Source organism: Pseudomonas sp. MD195_PC81_125 (assembly GCF_014060985.1).
In the GTDB taxonomy this organism is placed as follows: Bacteria; Pseudomonadota; Gammaproteobacteria; order Pseudomonadales; family Pseudomonadaceae; genus Aquipseudomonas; species Aquipseudomonas parakoreensis.
Genome location: NZ_JABULD010000666.1, coordinates 1 through 3,388, shown reverse-complemented (window position 1 = coordinate 3,388; position 3,388 = coordinate 1). Strand labels below are relative to the sequence as shown.

Sequence of the window (3,388 nt, the reverse complement as noted above, 5' to 3'; positions counted from 1 at the left end):
CAGCTCCCACAGGGGTTTGGTGGGTCAGGAAATGGGTGGACGCAACACCAGCGCAAACAGTTCACCATGCCCGTTCACGTTGAGCTTGTGATAGAGATTGCGCCGATGAACCTTCACCGTCTCCGGCGAAATCCCCATCTGCTGGGCGATGGCCTTGCTGGAGAACCCTTGCAGAATCAGCCGCGCGGTGTCGACTTCGCGCAGGGTCAGACGCGCGTCGAAGCGATCAAGCAGCGTCGCCAGATCCCCCGCCACCGGCTCGGTGCCGGTCCCTTGCGGCGGCAATAGCTGCACGTGACGGCGCATCGCCGCCAGCACCCAGTCGCGCACGCACAACAGACGGCCCTGCTCGACCAGATCGAAAGCCGTCGAGCGCCCCAGCGACAGGCCCAGTACACCGCCCTCGACGTTGATCATGAACTGCAACTCGTCCTCACCGACCACCGAGCGAAAGTAGCTCTGGTAATACTCGCTGTGCAGAAACTGATCCGGCGCCACCGAAGCCAGACTGTGCAGGCCATCGGCGATGCCGGTCGAGGCGGTTTGGTAGAACGGATCAAGCAGGTACATCCCGGCGCTGTAGCTGGCCAGCTCTTCCTGCTCGTCGGCGCGGCCCTTGCTGTCGAAGTCGATCAGCAACTGCGGCGCCTGCCCCGCCTTCATCAGCGCCACTAATGCGTTGTCCAGCGGCACCAGCAGCCGCAGCGTGTCCACCAGCGCACGCCAGAAAGCGTCCTGGCCGACGGCGGCAAACACCCGCGCCAGACTTTGATGCACCGGCAACTCCTGCAACAACGCGTCCACGCACTACCCCTTTTGTGTAACCCATGATGGGAATGGGTCAGGCGCGCCTGCCCCGATAGGCTGAGCACTCCTGTCAATCACCGGCCTGCCGCAGGCCAGGAGTGCCGCATCATGCGTTGTCGTCGTGGCTATATCAACCGGGGCATCAACCTTGGCCTGCTCGCCTGTCTGGGCGTCACATTCGCTGCCAGTGCCGCCGACGCACCGAGCGTGCACGTCTACAACTGGTACGACTACATCGGCCCCACGACCCTGGCTGATTTCAAGCGCGACAGCGGTATTCAGCCGGTTTACGACACCTTCGACAGTGCCGAAGTGCTCGAAGGCAAACTGTTGACCAGCCGCAGCGGTTACGACGTGGTGGTGGCGAGCAACTTCAGCTTGCCGACGCTGATCAAGGCCGGCGCCCTCGCCCCGCTGCCGCGCGATCAACTGCCGGGCTGGAAGAATCTGGACAGCGATCTGCTGAGCAAACTGGCCAACAACGACCCCGGCAATCAATACGCCGTGCCTTATCTGTGGGGCACCAACGGCATCGGCTACAACGTCGACAAGGTGCGCGCCGCGCTCGGCGACAAGGCGCCGCTGGATTCCTGGGATCTGGTATTCAAGGAAGAGAACCTCGCCAGGCTTGGTCAGTGCGGGGTGGCGATGCTCGACTCGCCATCGGAAATGCTCCCGGTGGCCCTGCATTACCTCGGGTTGCCGCCCAACAGCACCGATCCCGAGGACTATCAGAAAGCCGAAGCGCTGCTGCTCAAGTTGCGCCCGCACATTGCCTACTTCAACTCGTCGAAATTCATCAGTGACCTGTCCAACGGCAACATCTGCGTGGCGGTGGGCTGGTCCGGGGCAATGCTCGAAGCCAAGACCAACGCCGAGCAGGCCAACAACGGTGTGAAGATCGCCTACAGCCTGCCCAAGGAAGGCGCGCCGGTGTGGTTTGACACGCTGGTGCTGCTCAAGGATGCGCCGAACCGCACTCAGGGTCTGGCGTTCATCGACTACCTGTTGCGCCCGGAAGTGATCGCGCCGGTCAGTGATCACCTGTCGTACCCCAACGGCAACCGCGCCGCGACTCCGCTGGTGGCCGCAGCCACGCGGGATAACCCGGCGGTGTATCCGTCAGCGGCGGCGATGGCCACGTTGTACACCCTGGAACCGCTGCCCAAAGCCACCGAACGCGTGCGCACGCGGGTGTGGAGCAAGGTCAAGAACGGCCAGTAACCCAACCCATTTCCCCTGTGGGAGCGAGCTTGCTCGCGAATGCGTCGGGTCAGTCAACATCTCCTTTGAATGACACACCGCCTTCGCGGGCAAGCCACGCTCCCACAGGGTTTTGTGTTCAGCCCCACTCATTCATTTCTGCCTAGTTATAGAGAGACAACCCATGAAACCCCGTGCCCCGTGACCTCAACATCCGCATCGGCCAACTGCAACCCGGCCCGCTCAACGCCATCACCGATGTCCCCGGCGTGCGCGTCGGCCACAGTAACGTGCGTGGCCGCAGCGACGCCGGACGCGACATCTGCACCGGCGTCACCGTGATCGAACCGCGCCGTGGCTCAAGCAACCAGCAACCGTGTTTCGCCGGGGTGCATGTGCTCAACGGCAACGGCGATGCCACCGGCCTTGAGTGGATTCGCGAGGCTGGGCTGCTGACCAGTCCCATCGCCTTCACCAACACCCACAGCCTCGGCGTGGTGCGCGATGCACTGATTGCGCTGGACCGCCAACAGCAACCGGACGACGGGCGCCTCTACTGGAACATGCCGGTTGTACTGGAAACCTTCGATGGCTTGCTCAACGACATCAACGGTTTTCACGTCAAGCCCGAACATGTCGCCGAGGCGCTGAATTGCGCGCATGCCGGTGCCGTTGAAGAAGGCGCCGTCGGTGGCGGCAGCGGCATGATCTGCCATGAATTCAAGGGTGGGATCGGCAGCGCCTCACGGCGTTTGAGCAGCGCACAGGGCGGCTGGACGGTGGGCGCGATCGTGCAGGCCAACCACGGCATTCGCAGCGAGTTGCGGGTCGACGGTTATCCGGTGGGCCGTTATATGGAACAGGTGGATTCGCCGTTCCTGCGGGCTTCGCTGCCGCATCCGGGCATGGGTTCGATCGTGGTCTGCCTGGCCACTGACGCACCGCTGCTGCCGCATCAATGCACGCGTCTGGCACAGCGCGCCAGCCTTGGTCTGGCGCGCAGCGGCGGTGGCAACGAGGACCACAGCGGCGACATCTTCATCGCCTTCGCCACCGGCAACGAACAGGTGCCGCCTGCTGCCTACGAGGGCAAAGGTGCGCCGACCTGCGACGGCTTGCGCATGGTCAACAACGACCACATCAGCGAGCTGTTCCTGGCCGCCACCGAAGCGGTCGAAGAAGCGATCATCAACGCCCTGCTCGCCAGCGAGAGCACCGAGGGCAACGGGCATGCGGTGCCGGGGCTGGACAAGGAAACACTGCTCGCCGCACTGGCCAAGGCCGGCTGGCCCGGATCACGCTAACGCTACAAAAACCTGTAGGAGCTGCGGCACGCTGCGATCTTTTGATTTTTTGAAAGCAAGGTCAAAAGATCGCA

Annotated in this window: 2 protein-coding genes and 1 pseudogene; 2 read left to right on the top strand and 1 reads right to left on the bottom strand. The window is 63.2% G+C overall.

What is annotated here, in order from left to right; genetic code table 11:
* Window positions 1–24: 24 nt before the first annotated feature.
* Complete coding sequence (locus tag HT737_RS26310; protein WP_047295040.1) at window positions 25–804, bottom strand: LuxR C-terminal-related transcriptional regulator; 780 nt, start codon at window positions 802–804, stop codon at window positions 25–27.
* Between the two features lie 111 nt (window positions 805–915).
* Between HT737_RS26310 and HT737_RS26305 the strand changes: the two genes are divergently transcribed.
* On the top strand, window positions 916–2,031 hold the full coding sequence (locus tag HT737_RS26305; protein ID WP_182404302.1) for a polyamine ABC transporter substrate-binding protein: 1,116 nt from the start codon (window positions 916–918) through the stop codon (window positions 2,029–2,031).
* Between the two features lie 163 nt (window positions 2,032–2,194).
* Window positions 2,195–3,314: pseudogene (locus HT737_RS26300) on the top strand (P1 family peptidase).
* Window positions 3,315–3,388: the final 74 nt, after the last annotated feature.

Coding starts and splice junctions, on each gene's coding strand:
- HT737_RS26305 (WP_182404302.1), top strand. CDS start 916: ATGCGTTGTCGTCGTGGCTATATCAACCGGGGCATCAACCTTGGCCTG.